Annotated in this window: 22 protein-coding genes and 2 pseudogenes; 8 read left to right on the top strand and 16 right to left on the bottom strand. The window is 38.4% G+C overall.

Annotated features, from left to right (window positions below; genetic code table 11):
• Positions 1 to 90 precede the first annotated feature (90 nt).
• From ACFQZ9_RS03885 to ACFQZ9_RS03895, 3 genes are all read left to right on the top strand, one after another.
• Positions 91 to 597, top strand: coding sequence for a hypothetical protein (locus ACFQZ9_RS03885; RefSeq protein ID WP_498942396.1), 507 nt, complete (start codon positions 91 to 93; stop codon positions 595 to 597).
• 269 nt (positions 598 to 866) lie between these two features.
• Positions 867 to 1352: an HXXEE domain-containing protein gene (locus tag ACFQZ9_RS03890; protein ID WP_498942600.1), complete on the top strand. Its 486-nt coding sequence runs from the start codon at positions 867 to 869 to the stop codon at positions 1350 to 1352.
• A 141-nt stretch (positions 1353 to 1493) separates the two neighbouring features.
• Positions 1494 to 1727: an ABC transporter gene (locus ACFQZ9_RS03895; RefSeq protein WP_198310046.1), complete on the top strand. Its 234-nt coding sequence runs from the start codon at positions 1494 to 1496 to the stop codon at positions 1725 to 1727.
• 55 nt (positions 1728 to 1782) lie between these two features.
• On the opposite strand, the gene narI is transcribed toward ACFQZ9_RS03895, so the two are convergent.
• The 11 genes from narI to ACFQZ9_RS03950 all read right to left on the bottom strand — a co-directional run bounded on the left by narI (position 1783) and on the right by ACFQZ9_RS03950 (position 13459).
• The gene (narI, locus tag ACFQZ9_RS03900; protein ID WP_198310045.1) at positions 1783 to 2472 is read right to left on the bottom strand and encodes a respiratory nitrate reductase subunit gamma; all 690 of its coding nucleotides are present in this window, start codon (positions 2470 to 2472) and stop codon (positions 1783 to 1785) included.
• Between the two features lie 12 nt (positions 2473 to 2484).
• A complete protein-coding gene (gene narJ, locus ACFQZ9_RS03905) occupies positions 2485 to 3084 on the bottom strand; it encodes a nitrate reductase molybdenum cofactor assembly chaperone (protein ID WP_498942397.1) in 600 nt (199 codons plus the stop codon).
• Entirely contained in the window at positions 3084 to 4586 is a 1503-nt protein-coding gene (gene narH / locus ACFQZ9_RS03910; RefSeq protein WP_498942398.1) for a nitrate reductase subunit beta, read from the bottom strand. The genes narJ and narH overlap by 1 nt, the downstream gene beginning before the upstream one ends.
• Positions 4576 to 8241: a nitrate reductase subunit alpha gene (locus ACFQZ9_RS03915; protein ID WP_498942399.1), complete on the bottom strand. Its 3666-nt coding sequence runs from the start codon at positions 8239 to 8241 to the stop codon at positions 4576 to 4578. The genes narH and ACFQZ9_RS03915 overlap by 11 nt, the downstream gene beginning before the upstream one ends.
• A complete protein-coding gene (locus ACFQZ9_RS03920; RefSeq protein WP_498942400.1) occupies positions 8222 to 8518 on the bottom strand; it encodes a hypothetical protein in 297 nt (98 codons plus the stop codon). Before ACFQZ9_RS03920 ends, ACFQZ9_RS03915 begins: the two co-directional genes overlap by 20 nt.
• Before the next feature lie 17 nt (positions 8519 to 8535).
• The gene (locus ACFQZ9_RS03925) at positions 8536 to 8841 is read right to left on the bottom strand and encodes a hypothetical protein (RefSeq protein ID WP_498942401.1); all 306 of its coding nucleotides are present in this window, start codon (positions 8839 to 8841) and stop codon (positions 8536 to 8538) included.
• Positions 8825 to 9289, bottom strand: coding sequence for a hemerythrin domain-containing protein (locus tag ACFQZ9_RS03930; protein WP_498942402.1), 465 nt, complete (start codon positions 9287 to 9289; stop codon positions 8825 to 8827). Before ACFQZ9_RS03930 ends, ACFQZ9_RS03925 begins: the two co-directional genes overlap by 17 nt.
• A gap of 143 nt (positions 9290 to 9432) precedes the next feature.
• Positions 9433 to 9813 carry a VOC family protein gene (locus ACFQZ9_RS03935; RefSeq protein ID WP_498942403.1) on the bottom strand — a complete coding sequence of 127 codons (381 nt, stop codon included), beginning with the start codon at positions 9811 to 9813 and terminating at the stop codon, positions 9433 to 9435.
• Positions 9814 to 10225: 412 nt separating this feature from the next.
• Positions 10226 to 12079, bottom strand: coding sequence for a PAS domain S-box protein (locus ACFQZ9_RS03940; protein WP_498942404.1), 1854 nt, complete (start codon positions 12077 to 12079; stop codon positions 10226 to 10228).
• A 112-nt stretch (positions 12080 to 12191) separates the two neighbouring features.
• Positions 12192 to 12887 (bottom strand): Na-translocating system protein MpsC family protein, encoded by a 696-nt coding sequence (locus ACFQZ9_RS03945; protein ID WP_498942405.1) that lies wholly within the window; start codon positions 12885 to 12887, stop codon positions 12192 to 12194.
• 107 nt (positions 12888 to 12994) lie between these two features.
• A complete protein-coding gene (locus tag ACFQZ9_RS03950) occupies positions 12995 to 13459 on the bottom strand; it encodes a hypothetical protein (RefSeq protein ID WP_198310036.1) in 465 nt (154 codons plus the stop codon).
• A 123-nt stretch (positions 13460 to 13582) separates the two neighbouring features.
• On the opposite strand from ACFQZ9_RS03950, the pseudogene ACFQZ9_RS03955 reads away from it, so the two are divergent.
• Positions 13583 to 13798: pseudogene (locus tag ACFQZ9_RS03955) on the top strand (DUF3231 family protein); the annotation flags it as partial.
• A 58-nt stretch (positions 13799 to 13856) separates the two neighbouring features.
• Here ACFQZ9_RS03955 and ACFQZ9_RS03960 read toward each other — a convergent pair.
• From ACFQZ9_RS03960 to glnA, 3 genes are all read right to left on the bottom strand, one after another.
• Entirely contained in the window at positions 13857 to 13988 is a 132-nt protein-coding gene (locus ACFQZ9_RS03960; protein ID WP_498942406.1) for a YjcZ family sporulation protein, read from the bottom strand.
• 31 nt (positions 13989 to 14019) lie between these two features.
• Entirely contained in the window at positions 14020 to 14130 is a 111-nt protein-coding gene (locus ACFQZ9_RS03965) for a YjcZ family sporulation protein (protein WP_081810792.1), read from the bottom strand.
• 132 nt (positions 14131 to 14262) lie between these two features.
• Positions 14263 to 15627, bottom strand: coding sequence for a glutamine synthetase family protein (gene glnA, locus ACFQZ9_RS03970; protein ID WP_498942407.1), 1365 nt, complete (start codon positions 15625 to 15627; stop codon positions 14263 to 14265).
• A gap of 319 nt (positions 15628 to 15946) precedes the next feature.
• Between glnA and ACFQZ9_RS03975 the strand changes: the two genes are divergently transcribed.
• From ACFQZ9_RS03975 to ACFQZ9_RS03985, 3 genes are all read left to right on the top strand, one after another.
• Positions 15947 to 16915, top strand: coding sequence for an NAD(P)-dependent alcohol dehydrogenase (locus ACFQZ9_RS03975; RefSeq protein WP_498942408.1), 969 nt, complete (start codon positions 15947 to 15949; stop codon positions 16913 to 16915).
• Positions 16916 to 17129: 214 nt separating this feature from the next.
• Positions 17130 to 18554 (top strand): Na+/H+ antiporter NhaC family protein, encoded by a 1425-nt coding sequence (locus tag ACFQZ9_RS03980; RefSeq protein WP_198310033.1) that lies wholly within the window; start codon positions 17130 to 17132, stop codon positions 18552 to 18554.
• A gap of 332 nt (positions 18555 to 18886) precedes the next feature.
• Positions 18887 to 19663, top strand: a complete 777-nt coding sequence (locus ACFQZ9_RS03985; RefSeq protein WP_498942409.1) for a 3D domain-containing protein — start codon at positions 18887 to 18889, stop codon at positions 19661 to 19663.
• Positions 19664 to 19759: 96 nt separating this feature from the next.
• Here ACFQZ9_RS03985 and ACFQZ9_RS03990 read toward each other — a convergent pair.
• A pseudogene (locus ACFQZ9_RS03990) lies at positions 19760 to 20155 on the bottom strand (YybH family protein).
• Between the two features lie 266 nt (positions 20156 to 20421).
• Here ACFQZ9_RS03990 and ACFQZ9_RS03995 point away from each other — a divergent pair.
• Positions 20422 to 20613: a hypothetical protein gene (locus ACFQZ9_RS03995; protein WP_026575434.1), complete on the top strand. Its 192-nt coding sequence runs from the start codon at positions 20422 to 20424 to the stop codon at positions 20611 to 20613.
• Positions 20614 to 20750: 137 nt separating this feature from the next.
• On the opposite strand, the gene ACFQZ9_RS04000 is transcribed toward ACFQZ9_RS03995, so the two are convergent.
• Complete coding sequence (locus tag ACFQZ9_RS04000; RefSeq protein ID WP_498942410.1) at positions 20751 to 21557, bottom strand: rhamnogalacturonan acetylesterase; 807 nt, start codon at positions 21555 to 21557, stop codon at positions 20751 to 20753.
• Positions 21558 to 21821: the final 264 nt, after the last annotated feature.

Genomic DNA, 21821 nt, shown 5'->3' on the forward strand with positions numbered 1-21821 from the left:
ATTTTTCTACATCCTTTATATCGACATCGTTTTCAAGTTTCACCTATTATATTTTGGGTATAGATAGAAATATAGTGAGGTGAATGACGAATGAAATTCAAAAGATTAATAAAAACTATTTTTCCTGTATTCTTAATTTTTACTTTGTTAATACTGCCATCACCTATGTCACAAGTAAACGCAAAAATGAAGACTACCAAACATTCTAAAACCGTAAAAGCCGCTACCTATATCACTTCCTTCAAAAAGGTTCATGGTAAATGGGTAGGAAAATTCGATTATATCCAATGGTATTTTGGAAAAGCGGCTGACAGAGAATTTTTAAAAGACTGTAAATGCAGCAAAGATATGGATGGTGCCCCCGATGGATACTGGATTCGAAACGTAAATCCTAGGATACGGACCTTTACCATTTCGAAAAACGCTCAATTTGTCTTACAGACAAGGAATTCTTATCAAGTAAAATGGAACGAAAAAGTGACAAGAAGCCAGTTTATTCGATTTTTGAAACAACGGAATAAAGACCATCAAGTTCCTTTCCATATCGAAATTAGAAAAGGTGTTGTTACGAAAATTACGGAACAATACATTCCTTAACTTTAATGAGATAACATGTATTGGCTCCCCCTCAAGAGTGTGCAGCTTGAGGAGGAGCCATATTTCAATAAGATCCCCTAGCGTCTCCACCTAAACCTTTTATTATGGTTCTTCCCAGAGATAGGAATAAATATGATTAATAATAAGGCACCAAAACCTCTTCTTTGCCTTGTTAAACTATCCCATTTATTCTTATTAAAAAGGAGGAAAAAACCCCAGTGTCATATACACCTTTCTTTATTGAAGCAGTTATTTGATTATTCCCTATCATTTTTATGTTCCATGTATTAGAAGAGATCATAACAGTGGACAGTTTTATGGCCAAATTCAAAAACAAGGTACCAAGGTCTTTTCTTGCCAAACTTGCATTAAACTTGAAAAAAATGTTGGGTGCGAATTCCTCCCAGTTTTCTATCGCTGTTACATGGATTTTGCTTATTATAACTTTTATCACGTTTAAAACCGCATTCCATATTCCAATGGGGGATAACTTTCTTCTATTTATTGCTGCATTAAATATATTTTTCCTTCAAGCTTTTTCTCATATTGGCCAAACCTTCATTTTACGCGTGTATACGCCTGGTGTGATTACTGCATTAGTAATCGTCATTCCATATTCTCTTCTCACCTATTCTTGCTTGTTTGAATTAGGTCTCATAGATGGACATTTACTATTTAAAAGTATTCCCTTCAGTATGGTAATGGTACCCATTTTTCTTATTGGGAATCTTTTAGGCCGACGATACAATCTTTAATTCATCCATTCTTTCATGGGATTCATCTTTTTAGGAGATTGTGCCTTTTGTGCAGAAGCCTCTTTTTGTTCTTTTTATAATCAAGGCTTTGATTTTCCGCATACCATAATGTTGAACAAGCATTGACAGGAGGTGAACTTAATGGGTCATCACTGTAACGGTCACTGTCACATTTTTGGAATTTTTCTTGGGTTTTTTACAGGTTTCATTTGGATGCTGTTAGCAGTATTGGGGTACATTTCTGATTTCTTTGGTTTAATTGACTTAGGAAACCTTGGTCATTTTTTCACGATCCTTATTGCGGTAATTGGCTTCCTTGCTTTCTTTGTTTTTGGATTATATGTATTCAAAAGAGCGTGGAGTTGCTGCCGTTGATGATAAAATGATAAAAAACAGTCCCTCTAGAGAGACTGTTTTTTATCTTTATTGCTTACTGTTTATTATAACCATTCCTTGAACGATATTGCTGGGGCGCCCGTGTTGGATACCGTAAAGGAAAACTGAACATATGCACGAGTTTCGTAAAAGGAATGGATGCGAATAAGATAAACGAACAAATGACATGAACCTTAAAAAGAGTGGGGATTCCCAACATTAATTCAGATTTGGGGTGTAAAGTAAACAAACTTCTAAACCATGGCCCAATTGATAAACGGTATTCGTATTCACCGACTGTTGTATTGTAAATGAGGGTCATATAGGTACCTAACCCCGCCACCAGTAACAACCAAATAATGGTGAAGTAGGAACCGCCTGTGGTATGGACGCGGACTCTTGGAGTTGTAAATTTTCGAATGAGCATTAATACTAAACCTATTACCACCATTAGACCAGCAACCCCACCACCTGCAATGGCAAAGAAATGGTACACATGGTCTTCAACTCCAAGTGCATTATAAACCTCCAGTGGGATTAATACGCCCATTACATGCCCTACAAAAGCAAAAATAATCCCATAATGAAAAACAACCGACGCCACTCCCAACCCTTTTTTTTCAAAAATTTCGGTTGACGGAGCTGTCCAACTTTTCCCCCTAAACGCAAAGCGGTAAAAGGTTGCTATGATCAGGATTGTTCCGCATATATAAGGAAATATGGTCCACCAAAAAACAACTTCCATCTCATCCCCTCCTTAGCGATACATCAATGGATATGGCAATTCATCTAGATCTGCTTGCTCCCGGAGTATCTCTAATGCAGAAATTTCGTCCGTCCCAGGAGCCTCGAATACATACATCATCAATACTTCTATTGCCCGTTTGTAAGGGTTATCTTCCGGAAGATTTGATAAAATCCGATTAATAGCGAATGCAACCCTTCGCGAAAGTTTGTCGAATTTTTCATCCTCTGGGGCAACTGCTAAAAATTCCAATAGCATCGGAATGTAATCCACCAATTCCTTTCCGACTGTCTCGAATCCTTCTTCAAAAATAAGTTTTTGCAATTCGATTAGGGCAAAACCGCGTTTTCTGCTGTCCCCTAACTCGTGGGCCGTTAAGTATAGGTTGGTTTTGTCCTTGTAATCAAAGGTTAATACATATAACTCTTGTAACTCCTTTAAAGGCATCTCGTAAAGAGGATGAAGCCTCTCTACTACCTCTCTTTTTATTTCCTCTGTTGAAATTGCTTCATGAATAAAGGATTCAACAGTCGTTCGTTCATTTAAAAACGTTTCCTCTGGGTAATCCATCATCCGGGCCAAGATGGCTAGAATGGCCTTTTTTTCATTCATTATGCATTTTCACTTCTTTCAAATGGATAGGTTGTCATCCCTTCAGGTGGTGCTAGGTCTTCAATGCTGCATGCTCCCTGTTTATAATGCAAATCATCGATCATTTCACGGCGGCCTGTTGGAATCACAAATCGTTCATTGTATTTGGCAACTGCAAGCAACCTCGCCATATCTTCTAGTTCTTCATTTGTCGTGCTCGCTTCATCAATCAATTTCGTCATTTTCTGCGGATCCACCCCTCCTACTGTTTTGGACCGCATATAGACTCTCATAGCGGCCATTTTGAGCAGAACCTTTCTGATTACAGTGGTATCATCTGCGGTTAATAGCGAAGCTAAATATTCCATTGGAATTCTCATTTGGTCCACAGCAGGAATATAACCTTCCGCACTTAAATCCTGTTCATTTGTGATATGATTCATGATTGGGCTAAGTGGGGGTACATACCATACCATTGGCATCGTTCGATACTCCGGATGCAGAGGCAGTGCAATTTTCCACTTAATCGCCATTTTATAAACCGGTGATTCTTGTGCACTTTGAATCCAATTATAATTGATGCCTTGCTCTTGTGCTTTTTCGATTACTTCCGGATCAAACGGATCAAGGAAGATGGAAAGCTGGGATTCATACAGATCTTTTGGGTCCTCAACGGATGCAGCCTCTTTGACCCGGTCTGCATCATATAAAACCACTCCAATATAGCGAATCCTTCCCACACAGGTTTCCGAACAAACGGTTGGCAATCCTGCTTCCGTACGCGGATAGCAAAAATTACATTTTTCCGCTTTATGTGTATTCCAGTTATAGTACACCTTATGATACGGACACCCATTCATGCAAAAACGCCAACCGCGGCATGAATCTTGGTCTACCAGTACGATCCCGTCTTCGTCTCTCTTATATAAGGCACCTGAAGGACAGGAAGCGACACAGGATGGATTTAAGCAATGCTCACAAATCCGCGGCAGGTACATCATAAAGGTCTTTTCATATTCAGTTTTGATATGCTCCTGAAGTTTTCGAACATTGGGGTCATTTGGGACGGATTCGCTGCCACCGGCTAAATCATCATCCCAATTGGGACCCCATACGGGTTTATCAATATAGTTTCCTGTAATCATCGAACGAGGACGAGCAACAGGAATACTCTCTCCTTTTTTTCGTTTGTGAAGATGTTGAAAATCATATGTCCACGGTTCATAAAATTCGTTTAGGTCTGCCATGTTCGGATTGTAAAAAATATTTGCAAGCTTTGAAAGGGGTCCGCCGGCCCTTAAATGCAATTTCCCATTTCGAAGGACCCAACCGCCTTTATAGCGGTCGGTGTTCTCCCATTCTTTTGGATAGCCCACACCAGGTCTGGTTTCGACATTATTAAACCAGACATATTCCATACCCGGCCGGTTTGTCCAAACATTTTTACAAGTGACAGAACAAGTGTGGCAGCCAATACACTTATCAAGGTGCATAACCATCGCCACTTGTGCTTTAATCCTCAAGCCAATCGACCTCCTTCAACGGTCGGATAATCGTCATCGTATCCCTTTGACTACCGGTTGGTCCATAATAATTAAATCCATAGCTTAATTGCGAATAGCCGCCAATCATATGTGTCGCTTTAGGATAAATTCTGGTGACACTGTTATGGGTTCCTCCGCGATTTTTGTTAATGGTGTTTCCCGGAACTCCCATATGGCGGTCTTGTGCGTGGTACATGTAAACCGCTCCTCGCGGCATCCGGTACGTTAGTACCGCTCTTGCCACCACAACCCCATTACGGTTATACATTTCAATCCAGTCATTATCTTTAATCCCGATTGAAGCCGCATCTTCCTCATTCATCCATACTACCTGCCAGCCGCGAAATAACTGAACCATATTATTCGTGTCGGTAAACATGGTGTGAATGCCCCATTTTTGATGTGGAGTCATATAACGGAGCGTAATAGATTTTCCGTTGTTTTCGACTTCTTTTTCACCTTTAATAAACGCCCCTTTGGTTATCGGAGGGATATATAAAGGAAAGCCCTCTCCAAAATCAAGCATGACTTCATGGTCGAGATAAAAACTTTGTCTCCCTGTAAGGGTATGCCACGGAATATTAAATTCTTTATTTACAGTAAATGGAGAGTACCGGCGATTATCGTTTTCCAAACCGCTCCAAACAGGTGTAGAGATTGCGGGCCTTGGCTGGATGGTTAAGGCATCTAAGGTATAATCCTCTTCCTCTCGCCCTTCAGAGATGTGCTTCAGTTTTTTGCCTGTCTTTTCCTCCATCGATTTCCAGCCTTCAACCGCTCTTTTCCCATTCGTTGCTCCTGACATTAAAAGAATCGCATTGATTGCTTTTTTATCAGAATAAAGATCAGGAAAGCCTTTTCCAATGCCTACATGTTTGGAAGGCCCTAGCCGGTCGAGTAATTCTTTATAAACTTTATCTCCAGGGATCTTCACCCCTTTTGTACCATAACCATTTTTAATATTTGGTCCAACGGTAATCCACATATCATATACATTTGGATAATCCCGTTTAACGAAATTAAAGTTAGGAAGGGTTTTACCCGGGATTGCCTCGACTTCCCCTTTCCGCCAGTCCTTCACTTTACCAAATGGTTGGGCAATTTCATTGATCGTATCATGTGCAAGAGGTGACAGCACAAGATCCTCCTGGGCTGGGAGGTATTTTTTGGCCAGCTCAGAGAAGCTCTTGGCAATTTCCCTGAATGCATCCCAGTCACTTCTTGTCTCCCATGGGGAGGTAATTGCTGCATTAAATGGATGCACAAACGGATGTAAATCGGTACTGCTAATGTCGTACTTTTCATACCAAGTTGCTGCCGGTAAAATGACATCGGAGAATAGCCCTGAACTTGTCATTCTGAAATCCATGCTGACAAACAGGTCCGTTTTCCCTTCAGGTGGCTTTTCGGAAAGCTTAATATCTTCAGGCTGCCAGGAGCTTTCAGTATCTCCTAATACAGAATCCTTTGAGCCGATTAAATGTTTGACAAAATACTCATGACCCTTTCCGCTATCACCTAATAGATTGGAGCGCCAATTGAAAAAGACACGCGGGAAGTTTCGAGGATCATTTGGATTTTCAATCGCAAAATCCAGTTTCCCATCAACTAATTGTTTCGTAATATCTTTGATTACCGCTTGGTCATCCTTATTGTGTGACCGGGCATCTTTCACTACATCTAATGAATTTTGCGATAGTTGCGGGAAGCTTGGCAGCCATCCTAATCGAGCAGAGAGCGCATTGAAATCAGCAGGGTGCATATTGGAATATTGACTGCCCCATTCTGTTTCACTCTCCCCTTTTTCATACTCATAGCGAAATTGTTCGGTGGCAAAATAAAAGAAGGAAGTTCCATTCATAAACCTTGGAGCTTTCACCCAGTCATTCGCAAAAGCAATTTGTGAAAAACCTTCTAATGGGCGTACCTTTTCCTGCCCGACATAATGTGCCCAGCCTCCGCCGTTGACTCCTTGAGAACCCGTTAACAGTACAAGGTTTAAGATCGATCGATAAATTTGATCACTATGATACCAATGATTCGTGCCGCCTCCCATTGCAATCATCGATTTCCCTTTTGTTAAGGCTGCATTTTCTGCAAATTCTCTGGCAACTTGAATGACATGTGCCCGGTTCACACCGGTAATGCTCTCTTGCCATGCAGGTGTATAGGGTCTTTGTTCGTCATTATAACCAGATGGGTATTCGCCTTTTAAACCTCGATTGATCCCAGTATGAGCCAACATCAGATCATATACCGTCGTAATGATTAACTCGTTGCCGGATTTGTCCTTAATCTTTTTAACAGGGACTTCGCGCTTAACCAATCCGCCTTCTTTTTCACCGAAATACGGAAATTCAACCATGGCTCTTTCATCAGAATCATCTAAAAAACTCATTCTTGGATTAATATTGTATAAATCTAAATTCCACTGATTCCCCTTATCCCACCGAAACCCTTCGCTGCCATTTGGAATCGCAAAATTATCGGTGGTTTCGTCCCAGACAACGGTTTTCCATTCACCAAGCTCCTCTTGGTCCGAAAGATCTGATGCTCGCAGGAAACGGTCAGACCGGTAATTTTCATTCTTTTTGTTCAACGTAATTAAAAAAGGCAAATCCGTATATTGTTTGGCATACTCCAAAAAGTAAGGAGTTTCTTTATCCACATAAAATTCCTTTAAAATCACATGGGTCATGGCCATGGCAAGAGCCCCATCGGTTCCTTCTTTCGCAGGTAACCATACATCTGCAAACTTTTCATATTCTGCATAATCCGGGCTTACTCCCACCACTTTTGTACCGTTGTATCTTGACTCAACCATAAAATGGGCATCAGGTGTTCTGGTTTGCGGAATATTGGTTCCCCAAATAATAAAGTATTTCGTGTTATACCAATCTCCACTTTCCGGTACATCTGTTTGGTCGCCCCAAACCTGTGGAGAAGCAGGCGGAAGGTCAGCATACCAATCATAAAAACTTAAAATGGTCCCGCCGATTAAGGATAAAAATCTTGTTCCTCCTGAATAACTAACCATCGACATCGCCGGTATTGGGCTGAATCCGACAATTCGGTCTGGACCATATTTTTTAATCGTATAAATACTTGCAGCAGCAACCATTTCACAAATCTCTTTCCATGTTCCCCGGACAAACCCGCCCTTGCCGCGTGCTTTCACGTATTGTTCACGTTTTTCGGGATTCGAAACAATATTTTCCCACGCCTGTACAGGGTTGTCAGCTTTGCCCACTTCTTCCTTCCATAGTGCATAAAGGTCTCCGCGGATATAGGGATGCTTCACCCGTGTTGGGCTATATGTATACCAAGAAAAACTGGCACCTCGAGGACATCCTCTTGGTTCATATTCAGGAAAATCATCACCCGTTGACGGGTAGTCGGTTTGTTGGGTTTCCCACGTGATAATGCCGTCTTTCACATGGATTTTCCAACTGCACGAGCCTGTACAATTCACTCCGTGAGTGGACCGGACTACCTTATCATGACCCCAACGGCCACGGTAGACCGATTCCCAATCCCGCGGCCGCGGGTTCTCCTCTGTCCATCCATCATTAATGCGCTCCCCTCGGACGAGATGCTTAAGAGAATGAAATAAATTATTTTTGTGTTTTTCCATCGAGGCCATCTCTACCTTTCATCCGATCTCTTAAAGGGTTAAAGTCTTCACCCAATAATCGAAAAGAGTCTCTACCTTCATTAAAATCTTCCAAAAACACATCCCAATTTGCTGCGTTTGCTGCTGATAGGATAAGACGCTGCAGTGAATTCATTTCATTTATTTCATAAATGTTCTCAATCATTTCACCTGGAATAGATCCGAATCTCATCCGCAGAACAGCAATTAAATCTTCTCGGTCATCAACGAGTAGGGCATCATCTTGAAATGAAAACAAACGACTTTCAACTCCTTTTAGGGCTTTATCATTTTATAGTAATCTGCAATTAACAAGGACTTACATTGATCTGCAGCCCTTTCAAAAAAATGGGTCACCTCTTCATCAGGCTCTGCCACCTGGTTAAAGGTGAAATGTTGTGTGATAGTTTGAGAAAAATCAGTAGAAAACTTTAATGAAACTTCATACCCATTCTCTACTTTCAAAGAGGTAGCATGAACATCATAGGGATGTAGATGAAAGGTTGAAAAGATTTCAACCATTTTGGTATATAATTCTGGGGCCGCATAACGTAATAATTTTTCTTCAAGCAATATCTTCACCTTTTTCCATAACTTTCTTGTCGTAGCTTTCGTTATTTAATAGTAGTTTATTCATTTCATCTTCATTATGGATGGAGTCCACGATAATTAAGGAATCAAGTAAAGAGATCATTCTGTCATCAATCTCATCCTGAATCAGCAGGTTCCTCATTTGTTCTACGATTCTACGCATAAGATCGTGATCACGAGTGAGCTGGATGATAAGCTGTCGTAAATAAGGCTTCTCCTCTTCCATTTCCTTATATAACCCTTCCTCTTCCGATTCAGCATGCTGTAATGTTCGGGATTCCCAATGCTCAATGGTTACCTCGGCTACTTTTAGGGCTTTTTCCTTTTGTTCATCCTTTAGACATTTATACAATAAAGTACGCAATTCTTTTGCTTCATTTAACGCTGATTCATGAATGGAGGTGTGGGCATCCTGTTTTCTTAAACTAGGTCCTGACAATTCAATTCATCCTTCCTTTTAGATTTTCGATTCTATCCACTAGTAAGTTTTTCCAATCGCTTTTTCTCTAATCATTCACTTCGGAAATTCCCAAATATAAAAAGGCACGAGTTTTTATAAAACTCGTGCCTTTTTAGTCAACTTTACTTTTTTTCTAATACTGCAAAGTAATTATTTTCACTATCTGCAAAATTGAATACTCTGCCTGTAGGCATGTTCACAATTTCTCCGACTGTAACGTTTTTATTTGTTAAGTCATTATGTAATTCTTCGAAATTATTTGAGAAGAAAAGTAAAGATGGTGTACCCAGATTTAATTCAGGCTGCATTTTAGATATGAGTTCCTTATTGTGGAGAACAATACTAGTCTCCGCTTCATTTGTCGGGGCGATTTCAATCCATCTCATTCCTTGACCGTTATCTTGCTCCGAAATTACACGAAATCCTACCTTTTCTGTCCAAAATTTCACTGCCTCATCTTGATTATTTACATACAACATAATTTGACCCACTATATTAATCAACAAAATCACTCCTCAATATCATCTAATGGAATTATATACCATTCTTATATAAAAAAAAACACTAAAATAATCACGGTAAGTTGTTATCGTGTTTATTTTCATAGAGATAGAAAATTTCTTTAAAAAATGTATTAAAAAATGATCACCATTTGTAGGATACCTATTATGCAATCTGCTGATTGGAGCGGAAATCAACACCTAGTTAACCGCCGAAAAATTAAACATAAAGAGGCTACCAAAGGTCAGTTACCTGACTTTTTGGACAACCCCTTTTGATTGCCAAATCAATTTAGTGACTTACTTAATCAACCTTCATCAAACGTTATTGTCTCAGCCCCTTCTCTCCCGCTTTCTTTCGATAGTATTTAAAATGAACATAATCGAAAGTGAGTAACTATACATCTCTATCTCATTATATTGTCAAACAATTATTAACCGGGATAATTACTTCAATAATGCTTCCCTTGTCATCGCTCCAAATATGAACGCTTCCATTATGATTTTCGATAATTTGCTTCGAAATCATAATACCGAGTCCTGTACCATTCTCTTTTGTTGTAAAAAATGGTTCCCCAATTCGTTTTAAAATATGATGCGGGATTCCCCTCCCGGTATCTATAAAAAAGATCTTCACCTTTTCCTCACTATATTGTTTGATTTCAATTGTGATACTTCCGCCATCAGGCATTGCTTCAATCGCATTTTTTAAAAAATTAATAAAAACTTGCTTCAACTGGTTTTTATCACAATTAATGGTGAGGTCCTTACATTCATTCACGATTTCGATCAAAATATTATTCATGATGGCGTGCGTGTCTATTAATGTTTTAACATCATTGATTAATATCTGAATATTTTCATTTTCAAATTTCAAATCTTGCGGTTTAGCAAGAACCAATAACTCACTGAGGATTAGTTCAATTCTTTCCATCTCAGATTGAATGATTTCAAAGTACGTTTTATTCTTAACCTGCGCCTCCATTAGCTGGAGAAAACCTTTAATGGCAGTGAGAGGATTTCGAACCTCATGAGCGATTCCAGCAGCTAACTGTCCCGCGATCGTTAATTTTTCCGAATTACGCAAGAGCTCCTGTGTCTTTTTCTTTTCGGTAACATCCCGAATAATAATATGCTGAGCTGACTGCTTTTGAAAAAAGGTAGGAATGCCTTTTACTTCACCATCAAAGGTACTTCCATCAAAACGGATGATTTTATAGGGTTTAAATTCAGTTCTATTCCCGTCCACAATACTTTTGATTCTTTTTTTCGCTTCCTGATGATCCTCTGGATGGATGAAGTCTAAGAGGGATCTTGAAATGAAGTTCTCCATGCGTTCAGGACCTAATAAACTGACCCCCGTTTCATTTATGAACAGGATTTTCTCATCCTTGGCGATAATCACCGCATCTGGGGAATGTTCAACTAAATCCCGAAAGGCTTTTTTCCTGCTCCATAACTCTTCTTCGGCTTGCTTTCTCTCCGTTATATCCCGGATAACACTGACTATTTCAATGATATTTTTCGTATCATGGTCCACGATGGGATTACAAATCGATTCAATCCAAACAAAACTACCGTCTTTTTTGACGTACCGATATGAGCCTCTGCTATCTTCAAGCAACGCAATTACCTTTTCACGTTCCTGAAAAGCCTTTTCCTTGTCTTCAGGATGTAACAATACCGAGAAATGTTGACCAATGATCTCATCTGCCTTAAACCCAAGTATCTTTTCACAGGAAGGGGAAACATAATGAATTTTTCCCATTAAATTTGTGGTTAGGATGATATCCAAAATATGATCGGTCATGACACGGTGAAATTCTTCAATTCTTCTAACCTCTGATTTTTCCTTTTTAACTTGGGTAATATCTTTCACGGATGCGTATACTCCAACCACTTTATCATTGGAAGATATCGGTATATTGGTTATATTTAAATCAATCAATTTCACTTGTTTCGTCATCATTACACAATCAAAGTTTTGGACCTGACCGAATGAAGCTTTATGAAAATAGTGAAAAACCTTATCCAAACTTTCAATCGGAAACAGCCTTTGGAGCTTCAATTCGATCGATTCTTCAGCCGTATAGTTTGATAGTTTCTCAAAGGCTGGATTTACTTGAACAATTTGGCCTTCTAAATCGAAAATGACAATTGCATCCTTATTCTCTTTAAACAAAGTTTGGTTACTGTTCATTTTTTCGTTTACATATTTTTTTAATAATTGCCTCTTTTCACTTTTGATCGCTTCCACGGGACTGTTCATCTCTCTCTATCAGTTCCTTTCCCTATAATTAGATAAAAAAAGCCAAGATGAGTTATATCCCCATCTTGGCTTGTGTTTAGCTCAAATAATTTTGTCTAACTCACTTCTGCCTTTATGCTTTTGGTAATAAGATGAGCACGATGGCACTCTTATCCAGATTAAAATCCCAATCCACAAAAATATCATTTACTTTTGTTTTGAGTATGGCTTCAAAATGATTGCTATTATGTAATAATCTTTTTTCAAGATTTCGTTTTGCTAATCTGAGGGTTTCGGAACTACCCAAGCGAATTAATTCCCTTTCGATGGATACGAGTATTCCTTTTCGAATGACTACCAAAGTTCTTTGGTTTAAAAGGAATGATTCCACTTCATCCGGTTCTCTTTGAGCCTGAATACTGATTCTTTTAATTTCTTCGTGAAGCTGCTCTTTTCCTTCGTATGAATCATTTATGATTTCGGCTTGTTCTGTTAGAGAAGCACTTTTGCCAATGAAGACACCACTTTTATTGTGAAGTCCCCAATCGTAGTAAAATTCCCTAATTTCCATCCCGGTTAGGATTTTAATATAAGCCTTAAACTCAGGAATGAGTGTTTGCATTAGCATATCCCTTGTCTTTTGAACAATCGCTTCCTGATCCTGCGCTAACAAAACATTTTCAGATGGAGTAAGGAAGTTTCGTAAATAAACCGTCAATATCGACTGATTATAGGAAACAAATACCGACTCAGGCCCTTTTCCGAAATTTTCCCGTAAAGTTCTTCCAATATAACTTGCCAGCTCCATTTGCACCTGTTTGTTTTCCAAACCTGCTCATCCTTTATATAGATAAAAGCTTTATTTCTTTTATCCTAATTTTTATTTTATATTTCCAAATCTTGAATTTCAATACTACTTATTTACTATATACTCTCTTAATTTTCCTGCCTAACCTTTTTTTGCAATATCCCTCTTATTGCTGTCCCCACGATTAAGCCAGGAATTACACATAGTATGGGTAACCAAACTGGCCCTAGTAATTCCCCAAATAATTTAAAGTTTGAAGAATAAATACACCCTACCGTTACAAAATATGCTGCCATTACAAATGGGAAAAACGAATGTCTTTCCGTTCCTCCCCCAGCATCTCTGAAGGAATCCCACATTGCAAAGAAGTACAAACAGGGGTAAAACATCAACCACTGATAATCTGCTTGTGCAATTGCATTTTCGATGTCACCATGAAAACTTAATCTAATAATTTCGTTAAAATGAGCTTTTACATTTACAATAAATTCTAAAATGATAAAGAGGAGGCCTTTTAGGTATTTGCCATTAATTAATTGCCCAAAGCCCGGTAAGGCAATACTCCAAAATAACGCTTCTTTCGGATTCTCCACATTCTTCTAACCCCTTGCGTTTTCTTTTCGATTTGGTGCTGAGGGTGGTTTTCAAGCCAGCCTTATTTGATATTAATATTTGTTATTACTATCTCCCTAACCTCCTAAAATATGTAAACTACTTTTTCCGATAAAATAATGTTATTTCATAAAGTCGATATGTTCGCCATGAAAATAAGGTCGTTTGGAAACTCATTAGCAGTCAACGGGAGAAGAGATATAGGATTGTTATATGGAAGAACACTCATAAACATTGGCTTATTTGTTGATGACGGTGCAAATATCTTAATCGATAAAGGTTGGATGGAATCACCGCCAAAAGCGTATGACAGAGCTTAATTCAAGAAAAAAAGGCCGATACGGCCTTTTTCTAATTTTAATACCAATGGGTGTTTAATTAATAAAAGCAAACTGCTCCAATGATGATTAAAAGAATAAACAATACAACGATTAAAGCGAAGCCGCCGCCAGCGCCAAAACCACCATATCCATAACCGCCGCATCCTCCAAATCCACCGTAACCAAACATATTTATTCCACCTTTCTTAAATTTTTATTTTTTAATAAAAACCGCCGTATCCTCCGCCGATAAACGACGCTCCAATTATAATAAGAAGGATAAACAATACAACGATCAATGCAAAACCTCCACCAGCTCCTGCACCATCCATTACTAAGACCTCCCTTCTTTAACACAATATATACTATGTAAAAGTCCGGATTTTGGCAGGGCTTGTTTGTTTTGGTGTTTACCTCTCACTGAAAATTTAAAAAAGCGGGGAGCATCCCCGCTTTTTCAACTATTAAAATTTAGAATGATAGTTTTCGATTTCCCATGTGTGAACAGCCGTACGGTAGCTATCCCATTCTGCTTTTTTCATAGAAACATATTCGTTGTAGACATGTTCGCCTAGGGTATTAGCAGCAATTTCGCCAGCTTCTAATGCACTTACCGCTTCTGCCAAGCTGCCAGGAAGGCTGTCAATTCCCATGAACGCTCTTGTTTCTTCCGTCATATGGAAAATATCCTCATTAATAGGAGCCGGTACTTCTAATTCATTTTCCATCCCGTCTAAGCCTGCAGATGCAATCACGGCAAATGTTAAATATGGGTTGGATGATGGATCTGGACAACGTAATTCTACTCGGGTGGCCAGACCTCTTTTAGCTGGGATACGAATCAATGCTGAACGGTTCGAAGTAGACCAGGCAATATAACAAGGTGCTTCATAACCAGGAACTAAGCGCTTGTATGAGTTCACAAGCGGGTTGGTCACGGCTGTAAAACTCTTCACGTTTTCTAAAATACCCGCAATAAATTGGTATGCTTTTTCTGATAATTGTAACTCATCCGTCTCATCAAAGAATGCATTTCCGTTTTCATTGAAGAGGGACATATTGACATGCATTCCAGAACCGTTGATTCCAAAAACTGGTTTCGGCATAAAGGTAGCGTGTAAACCAAATTTCTTCGCCACCGTTTTTACAACCCATTTGTATGTAGTGGAAAGGTCTGCAGCCGTTAAAATATCCGCATATTTAAAATTGATCTCATGCTGCCCTTCTGCCACTTCATGGTGAGAAGCTTCAATCGTAAAGCCCATCGCTTTTAAGGCACGGTAGATTTCTAAACGAACGCGCTCGCCAAGATCGTGTGGAGATGGCTCAAAATAGCCTGCTTTATCACCAAGTTCTTGGGTAGCATACCCGTTTTCATCTGTTTTAAAAAGGAAAAATTCTAATTCCGGTCCTACTGAAATCGTGTACCCTTTTTCAGCTGCACGATCAACAGTTTTTTTCAAAACATTTCTTGTATCTCCCTCATAAGGCGTTCCATCTGGGTTCTTTACCGAGCATAAGAAACGAGCTTCTGAATACCCCTCTTCAACCGTCCAAGGAAGAACTGCAAATGTATTAAGATCTGGCTGAAGATAAAGGTCGGATTTATTAATCGGCGAAAAACCTTTAATCGAAGAACCATCAAACATCATTTTTCCTTCTACTACATCCTCAAGCTGCTCTGTTGTTACGGTTACGTGTTTTAAGATCCCTTCGATATCGACAAATTGTAAATGTAATAGTTCAACAGATTTTTCTGAAATAGTTTCTTTAATTTGTTCAAAAATAGCAGTTGTCGTTGGTGTTTTTGAAATAAGCGTTTCAGTCATGTCACATTACCCCTCATTCTTATGTTATATTTCCTCACATCTGATATTTTTGATTATAGTCAAAAAAATATCCTTTGACAATATTTTTTTGAATATTTTTTGAATATTTATAGTATTTTTTCAGAAAGCGTTTTCATTCAGAGTGATAAATTAAGGATTTCGGACCTTTTATTTTAAAGATAAATCTTATAAATATACAATTATATGCATTTATATTGTTTTAGTCTTGAATTCTTTCACTTTGAATATCTTTATTTGAGGGCTTTTTATTTGTAATCTCGTTTTATTCATCATTATTCAAAAAATAAGGAGGTAACGGATGAAAGCTATTGTTTACAAACAATATGGCCCGCCTGATGTTCTTAAATTAACGGAAGTAGACAAACCGGCTCCTAAGGATCATGAGGTACTAGTAAAAATTCATGCAACATCCGTTAATTTTGGAAACTTGGTTCTTTTAAAAGGTGAACCTTTCCTAGCTCGCTTTGCCTTCGGGCTCTTAAAACCAAAATATCCCATACCCGGAGGTGACATAGCAGGACGGGTTGAAGCAGTTGGAAAAAATGTTAAGGAGTTTCAGCCTGGTGATGCTGTATTCGCAGACTTATCCGGTTGCGGCTGGGGTGGTTATGCTGAATATGTAGCTATCCCCGAACAGGCAGTAGTATTAAAACCAGCCAATTTGTCATTTGAAGAAGCAGCTGCTGTACCAATGGCTGGTGTAACGGCCCTCCAGGCAATACGTGATAAAGGAAAAATACAGGCAGGACAAAAAGTATTGATTAATGGAGCCTCCGGTGGTGTCGGTACTTTCGCCGTACAGCTCGCCAAAGCATATGGGGCCGAGGTCACGGGTGTATGCAGTACAAGAAATTTAGACATTTTACGATCGATTGGAGCGGATCATGTAATTGATTATAAAAAAGAAGACTTTACTAAAAGGCATCAGCAATATGACCTAATTTTGGGTGTGAATGGTTCTCATCCGATTACCGCATATAAGCGTGTCTTAAGTCCAAATGGGATTTTTGTGCATGTTGGAGGTTCAGGTACTCAAATGTTTCAAGCCATGGTACTGGGACCTTGGATTTCGATGACTAGCAAAAAGAAAATGAGTACCTTTTTACAGAGAGCTAATCAACAAGATTTGATTTATTTGAAAGAACTTCTTGAAACCAGCCAAGTAAAACCTGTTATCGATCGGTGCTATAAATTGAATGAAGTGCATGAAGCTTTCAAGTATTTTTCTGAAGGGCATGCTCAAGGAAAAGTTGTCCTTACCGTATAAATAAAAGGTAGTGATAAAGTTTCCTTTATAAAAATTCACACTGCAAATTCATTTGTGGTGTTTTTTTGTTTTTAACCTTTGGCACTATTAAAGCTTTGATTCCTATCCCCTTTTCGATCACCTAATGCGCCTAGTCCTCATTTTTCTTCGATTGAGTGGTCATAATAATGGAATAAGTTCTTCATATATATAGATCAGATTGGAGGGAGATATTTTGAACCATACCTGGCTTTCTTTGTTACCATTTATAATCGTCATTTCCATGTCTATTTGGCTGAAAAATATTCTGCCTGGTCTTATCCTTGGTTTGCTAGTAGGGTCATTGATTTTTAAAGCTGATTTATTAGCTGGAGTCTATCAAACGGTATCCTATATTGTGACAACCTTATCCGCTGGAAATAATATTAAAATCATTGGATTTCTATATTTATTTGGCGGATTGGTAGGGATGATGAACATTTCCGGAGGCATAAAGGGTTTTTCAGAATGGGTTGGGAATAAAATTCAAACAGAGCGTGGTCTGCTAGGTCTGATTTGGTTTACCCTCCTTTTTACGTTTATGATGCCGATGTTTCGGATTATGATGATTGGTCCGATTGTTAAATCCCTGATTAAAAAAATGAATTTGCCAAAGCAAAAGGTCGGTATGACGATGGATATTTCAACAGAATCAGTGATTGTCCTTTTACCGGTTGCTACGGCATTTGTTGGTTTCATGGTGTCATTAGTGGAAGGCAATATAGGTAAGCTTCATTTAGGCATGTCCTCCTATCATGTCTTCTTACTTAGTATCTTGTTTAATTTTTTTGCGATTGTGATGTTAATCATCGGGATTGTCCTAACCTTCTGGACTCCAGCGAACAAAACATCTCTTCTTAACCTAAAACAAGAACAGTTAGACGAGGAAGAGAATGACCTGCACCGGAGTGGAATTAAAAGAGAATTATCTATGGTAAAAGCTCAACCATGGAATTTGATTTTCCCCGTCTTTTTACTTCTTGGATTATCATTATTTCTCTTGTGGCAAAACGGCATAGCTAAAGGTGCCCATACAATTTTTGAAGCTTTTTCGATGGCCGATGCTACTTTTGTGATGTTATTAGCCGTTTTCATCACCCTTGTTTTATCCTTTGTTTTTTACATAGTGAGACGGCAGAAATTAGACGAAATCTTGTACCATTTTTTTGATGGTGGAAACCAAATGATGGAGGCCATCACGTTGCTTGTCCTCATCTGGTCATTAACTTTATTGGCCGAAGATCTTGGTTTTTCAAAATTTATTAGTTCCACTTTAGGTTCCTTCTTACCCGCCTTTCTGACCCCAGTTACAATCTTTGTGCTGGGATCAATTGTCGGTTACTTTATTGGATCTTCTTGGGGAACATGGGGATTATTCATGCCTCTAGGGATGTCATTGGCGGTTTCAACAGGGGCCTCTATTCCATTAACCGTAGGTGCTGTTTTTGCAAGTGGAGCTTTTGGCGCTTTAACCTCACCACTTGGAGATACCACCATTACAACCGCTACAATTTTAGATATGTCACTTATCGACTATGCCCGTTTTAAATTAAAGGTTGCGGCTATTGGAGGAGTCATTTCAATTGTTTTATATACGATTTGCGGGTTTTTTGTTTCTTGATTCGTTTTTTGTGAGCAAATTTTTAAAAATTGACCAGATTAAATTGTTGGGTATATTGGGAAATATTAGTATTCCATAAAAGTTTGACTATTTCCTTGTAACATTATTGTAATAAATGGGATGTTGCGCTTAAAGCACATCCTATTGGGCTTTTTCTTAGATAGCATTCCTTAAAAACACTATATTTCAGATTATTCCGCCAATTACGAAATACTATCGCAATATACTTGCCATGCTTGTAATGGTTTTAACATCCTCCTGTTCTTTTTATAAGCAAAATTCATGTTACGCTTATGAAAACTTAGCGGACAAAGAACAGGGAGGGTAAAAAAATGCTAAACAAAGTGAAAACATTTATGGCGGCAGTAGTACTCTCAGGAACTGTAAGTGCTAATGTACATGCTGCAACGGTTACCGTACAAGAAGGAGATACTCTTTCCAATCTCGCCAGCGAAAATCATACAAAGGTAGAAAACATCCGGATGTTGAATCATCTTACTTCAGATTTTATTTATCCAGGTGAAAGACTTGAAATCGCACCTGAAAAACATTATACCGTAAAAAAAGATGAAACATTATTAGATATCGCCAAAAAACACCATGTGAGTGTTTCACAAATAAAGGAATGGAACCATTTAATTTCGGATCTTATCCATCCTGGATTAGATTTAATTATCTTTGAAGATGTTTCTGAAACAAGCACAAAAAAGCAGGAAACATCTGAAGAGAAGAAACAAGATCATGAGGAATTAAAAGATAAAGCAACATCGCATCCTAAGAAACAGGCTTCCAAGCAACGTGAAGAAAAAGTAAAGGCTGCTAAGCAAATTACCGTGAGGGCCACCGCTTATACGGCTTCATGTGAAGGATGTTCTGGAATCACAAAAACTGGAGTTAACATCAAAACAAACCCGAATGCAAAAGTCATCGCAGTGGATCCAAATGTTATTCCTTTGGGCAGTAAGGTTTATGTTGAGGGGTTCGGAGAAGCGACAGCTGCCGATACGGGCAGTGCGATTAAAGGAAATCGGATTGATGTCTTTATTCCATCTGAAGAAGATGCCATTGATTTTGGCGTAAAACAATTAAAAGTAACCATATTAAACTAATAATCATTTAATTTATAAAAAATTAAGGGCTTCTCCATTTTATCTTGGAGAAGCCCTTAACTATGTTATATGGCTTTTGAATGAAAATTTATTTATTCAATTTCTACTTTTTATTAATTCGGTCCCATAAGAATTGTCGATTGCACAAAGCCAATCACCTTTTTTATTTTTCTTAAATACATAGGTTGCTCTTCTATCCATGGAAAATTCCGATTCGTTTTTATCGGTATCAAGAAGGGTTTGGGAAATAACTAACGCAGTGTCCCCCGCCTCTAAAATGATCATCTCACCTTGAGTTGGTACTAGGCGATTATTGAAGTATTTTGAAATGGCAATAAATGCTTTTTTGATTTCTTCTTTACCTCGTGCAATCATGCCAGGTTTTACAACCAGAATAGCATCATTCGTATAGTATTTCATCAACGTATCAAAATCTTCTTACTTTATAGCAAGGTCACATTTGTTGAGTATTTCATTTATTTCATGTTCCATTCTATTCCCTCCCCAGATATCGATATTTCTATAATTTACCGTGCTTACTCATTTCTAGCAAGCTAGATATTTACTATTTTTCTACAAAAAACTAGACATCTTAGTTGTTATCTGTCGTTAGGTGCAAAATAATCTCTATTCAAAAAGAAATCTGCTGAGATATGTAGATAAGTTTTTTATGGTATTGGCAGGAAAAACGGTCTCCTTTCCCAAAATACTAAAAAAGGCAAAATTGATGTCTATTGAATAAGTTGAAAGGATGGTCGATGTCCGTGACAAAAGATTACACCCTACAACAACTCGCAGAAGGTTTACCAAAATCACTATTAAATGCATCAGACAAAGAATTGGAAGGATTTCAACTGATTATTGATGAAACAATTAGATTGAGAGAGGGCCATCGAAATTTACAAAAACTGATTAAAACCTTTGCCACTTCACAAATTCAACGCACATAATGGAAACAAGGGAGATGAAGGCAACTTGCTTGTTATTTTCCCACTGCATATTCTAAGATAATAAAACAGCTCTCATAATTTGAGAGCCGTTTTATTTTCTAAGGGAAAAAACCTTTCGTCTTGTAGATGGGTTTCTTTTATTTTAGATGTGCACGCAGTCCCAATCCGTGCTCCTGTATCCCCTCGACCACGAGTTTAGCTATCGCCTTTGCACCTTTATCCTGAAAATGTGTATTGTCCTGTACTCCTCTCGGAAAATTAGGAGTAGTTCCTGGGTCTACCCACATAAAAAGTTCTTTTGTTTTTTCGGGTCCCAGTTGTTGAAAAAGTTTCTTGCTTTTCGCCGTTAAATCAATGACCGTAACATGCTCATCATGTCCCAGCTCTCTCATCGCCGATGGATACTTCCCGTGCGTATTCAAAGCATCTCCCTCTGAAGAAAAACGTCTTCTTTCCATCGGAGTGACAAGGACTGGGATCGCACCTTTTTGACGAGCACCTGCAATATATTGCTTTAAATAGCTTTTATATGTAGTAGAAGGTTTTGTATAACGGGTGGAATCCTTAAATTTTTCATCATTATGGCCGAATTGAATGAAAAGGTAATCCCCCTTATGAATTTGTTTTAAGATTCCAGCTAATCTGCCTTCCATAATAAAACTTTTTGAACTTCTGCCAGGTACCGCTCTGTTCTTTATTCGAACCCTATCGTCAAAAAAAGACGGTAGTACCTGTCCCCAACCCGTCCGCGGTGCCATATTGTCAGGATAGTTAGAAACTGTGGAGTCTCCTGCTAGATACACGGTAATTTTTTTATCCTTATCCTTCTGATTTGAGTCCTTTGATAATTTTCCGAACACACTTGATGTAATGAATAATGTCATTATAACAACTATAAGTAGTGTGCTAACTACCATAGATTCCTTTTTTCGATTTTTATCCAAAGCTTTCCCCTCCCTTTACCTACTCATTGTAATTTATAATTTTACCACCATGGTGTATTTCCAAAACATTTTGTTCATTTTTATTTAAAAGGCTGCTAAAATTAGTTCTTGATTTCCGCTCCAATCAACGCTGTTCAAAAATCACCATGTCCTTTAACATAGCCAATTAAAAAAAGGCATCAGCCGCCATTTGGTCGCCTGATACCTAAAATTATTTCTGGTTTGTTAACTTTTCGAGTTCGTTAAAAACCGCAGGTATTCTTC

It is taken from the genome of Neobacillus sp. GCM10027624 (genome assembly GCF_042675345.1).
In the GTDB taxonomy this organism is placed as follows: domain Bacteria; phylum Bacillota; class Bacilli; order Bacillales; family Cytobacillaceae; genus Neobacillus; species Neobacillus cucumis_D.

Bases quoted from the DNA above. Each gene is read 5' to 3' on its own strand.
- ACFQZ9_RS03885 (WP_498942396.1), top strand. From the start codon at position 91: ATGAAATTCAAAAGATTAATAAAAACTATTTTTCCTGTATTCTTAATT.
- ACFQZ9_RS03895 (WP_198310046.1), top strand. From the start codon at position 1,494: ATGGGTCATCACTGTAACGGTCACTGTCACATTTTTGGAATTTTTCTT.
- narI (WP_198310045.1), bottom strand. From the start codon at position 2,472: ATGGAAGTTGTTTTTTGGTGGACCATATTTCCTTATATATGCGGAACA.
- narJ (WP_498942397.1), bottom strand. From the start codon at position 3,084: ATGAATGAAAAAAAGGCCATTCTAGCCATCTTGGCCCGGATGATGGAT.
- ACFQZ9_RS03915 (WP_498942399.1), bottom strand. From the start codon at position 8,241: ATGGAAAAACACAAAAATAATTTATTTCATTCTCTTAAGCATCTCGTC.
- ACFQZ9_RS03940 (WP_498942404.1), bottom strand. From the start codon at position 12,079: ATGAACAGTCCCGTGGAAGCGATCAAAAGTGAAAAGAGGCAATTATTA.
- ACFQZ9_RS03960 (WP_498942406.1), bottom strand. From the start codon at position 13,988: ATGTTTGGTTACGGTGGATTTGGAGGATGCGGCGGTTATGGATATGGT.
- ACFQZ9_RS03965 (WP_081810792.1), bottom strand. From the start codon at position 14,130: ATGGATGGTGCAGGAGCTGGTGGAGGTTTTGCATTGATCGTTGTATTG.
- glnA (WP_498942407.1), bottom strand. From the start codon at position 15,627: ATGACTGAAACGCTTATTTCAAAAACACCAACGACAACTGCTATTTTT.
- ACFQZ9_RS03975 (WP_498942408.1), top strand. From the start codon at position 15,947: ATGAAAGCTATTGTTTACAAACAATATGGCCCGCCTGATGTTCTTAAA.
- ACFQZ9_RS03985 (WP_498942409.1), top strand. From the start codon at position 18,887: ATGCTAAACAAAGTGAAAACATTTATGGCGGCAGTAGTACTCTCAGGA.
- ACFQZ9_RS03995 (WP_026575434.1), top strand. From the start codon at position 20,422: ATGTCCGTGACAAAAGATTACACCCTACAACAACTCGCAGAAGGTTTA.